This is a genomic window from Actinospica durhamensis, assembly GCF_018139695.1.
Classification (GTDB): Bacteria; Actinomycetota; Actinomycetes; order Streptomycetales; family Catenulisporaceae; genus Actinospica; species Actinospica durhamensis.
The window spans coordinates 1-2,232 of record NZ_JAGSOG010000517.1 but is presented as its reverse complement, the minus strand read 5'-3'; the positions used below and the strand labels follow the sequence as shown (position 1 = coordinate 2,232).

The 2,232-nt window shown below is 67.4% G+C and carries 1 protein-coding gene and 1 pseudogene; one reads left to right on the top strand and one right to left on the bottom strand.

Translation table 11 applies throughout. From position 1 onward, the window contains the following. A pseudogene (locus tag KDL01_RS40610) lies at positions 1–299 on the top strand (hypothetical protein); the annotation flags it as partial. A gap of 978 nt (positions 300–1,277) precedes the next feature. Here KDL01_RS40610 and KDL01_RS40605 read toward each other — a convergent pair. Next, positions 1,278–1,751 (bottom strand): DIP1984 family protein, encoded by a 474-nt coding sequence (locus tag KDL01_RS40605; protein WP_212534052.1) that lies wholly within the window; start codon positions 1,749–1,751, stop codon positions 1,278–1,280. Positions 1,752–2,232: the final 481 nt, after the last annotated feature.

Genomic DNA, 2,232 nt, shown 5'->3' with positions numbered 1-2,232 from the left:
GCCCCGAGCCCGACATCATCCCCGATCCACGGGACGATCAACCACGCTGCCTAGAGCTCCACCGCCGCCAGCCCGCAAACGCCCCCACCATCAGGATCACCCCGCCGATTCCCCCCAAGATCCACGGTGACGAAGACGAGGACCCCGCGTCCGCCGCATCAACCACCGCCGGAAGGCTCGCCGCCGTTGAGGCCGTCCCACCATCCGCGCCACTCGCGCTAGGCGCAGCCGTCTCGGCACCGGCATCGCCCGCAACTCCGGACGCCGACCCCGACGCCGACCCCGACGCGGTGGGGTGAAGCGACCCGACCACGCGCGCCACCTGCTGCCCTGTCTGCTCCGCACCCCTCGCCGACACCGCAGGACTCGCAGATCGTGGCTGCCCCGTCTTCGAACTGACCACCGTCGGCGCATGGGTCGGCGGGGCGCTGGTCGCCGGAGCGGCTGCCATGATGACAAGCGATCCGTACACTTCCACCGGCGGTCCATCGCCGACGATCTGGAGTGTGAACGGCAGGCTCCCAGGGGAAGGGGTCGCCTTCGCCGTGCTGATGGTCAGCTGAATCGATCCGGCCCGCCATACCGACCCACTACTCGGCTCGCACGACCACGACCCGCTGGTGAACGCAGTGCAGGACCCTCCAGCACCCGCCGCCGTGATCCCGACGGCGTACCCCTCCTCCGTGGACGGCGCGAGCTGGGCCGCACTACCGACGACCGGCGACCCCGCGGAAATCGTGATGTCCACGACCTGGTTCCCCGTCCCCGCCGTGAGCACCGCATTGGGCACCGTCACACCGTCAACCGTGTCCGCCCGCGCAACTCCGCCGCCGACCATCCCCCCGGCCACCACCAGCAGCGTCACCAGGCCACGCATCGATACCGCCCTCATCGAGCCACCCCCAGACCCTCACCATCGACCCAGCCGGCAGAACGTATCAGCCCGAGGCCGAAACAGGCGAATCAGCTCACGTATGGCTAGGCACTACGAACCGATGGAGATGACGGCAGCTCGCTCAAGCCCATCGCCGCCAGCACGGTGACCTGCTCACGGATGTGGAGTGCCCCGAACCCACCCTCGTCACTGCGGATCTGCACATGGTGATGCGTTGTGCGCTGTTCCCTGTCATTGGTGCGAGGTGCTGGGCTGCAGTGTGCAGTAGGGAGTCGAACCCCAACGCTGCCCTCCACGTGCCAAGAAGGTGACCGGATCACCCGCCGGCCCGGGTCGTGCACGCCTCCGCGGCGACTACCTGCTTTCCACATTCGCCAGCAGCTCAGCTCAGCAGGCTGACCTCCCAATTCGCCTGCTGTAACCGCACATCCAGCTCACGCAACTCCCGAGCTATGGCATCGGCCTCCGCACGCAACTGCGAGACGGGCAGAGCCGTAAGCATCTTCAGCTCGGAGCGCAGCTGCCGCACGGGAGCGCCCTGCCGATTCTTCCCGGCAGCGGCATCCGCGGCGGCAGTGACCAGTGCATGGCGCAGTCGAAGCGCGTCCCTGCGCGCCAGCGCATCAGTGATCGTGCCGCTCGAGCCGATCACGGCGGCGGCGTTCGTCCGATTGATACGCGTGATTAACTGCTCGAGCTCATCGAGCGCCAGCCCAGCCTCCGCCAAGAGCGCCTCGGCATCCTCCGCCGGCTCCTCACCCTCCTGGAAACGTGCGCTGGCCACGATCCTCGCCTGCAACTGCTGCACCCGCCGCGATGCGTCCGCGCGCAACGCGAGAGCCTCACCAAGCTTCATACCTCGCCACCTCCTTCGTCAGCAGCCATCGAGAGATCAAGTATGAGACACACCGGCGCTTGGACGCGCCTGAGTTTCTCCAGACCCGGAGTTGGCCACGTTCCCGACACAGACGAAACGGCGAAACGGGCGCAAGCCACAGCTCTTCTTTCGCAGGTTTTCCCGTTGATCGCCTGCCGCGTATTTCCCCCAGCCGCCCACGCGGCGGTGACACGCTGAAACCGAAGCGCAGGGTGGGAGAGCGGGTGCGTGGGCGGGTGGGTGGTTCCGGCCCCCGCTCAGGAAGCCGAGAGGCCGGAACCTGGATACACCATGCTCAGCTGAAGTAGCCGAACAAGTCTGCCACCAGCTCAGCCCGGATCCACCGGGCTGATTCCGGGGTGCTGATTTCCTGATCGTTTATCGGTCGTGCCGGATGTCCGGGCAGGGGTGATTGCCGGGTGGCCGTCCGGGCGGGGTCTCCAGGGTTCCTCGGGTCGTG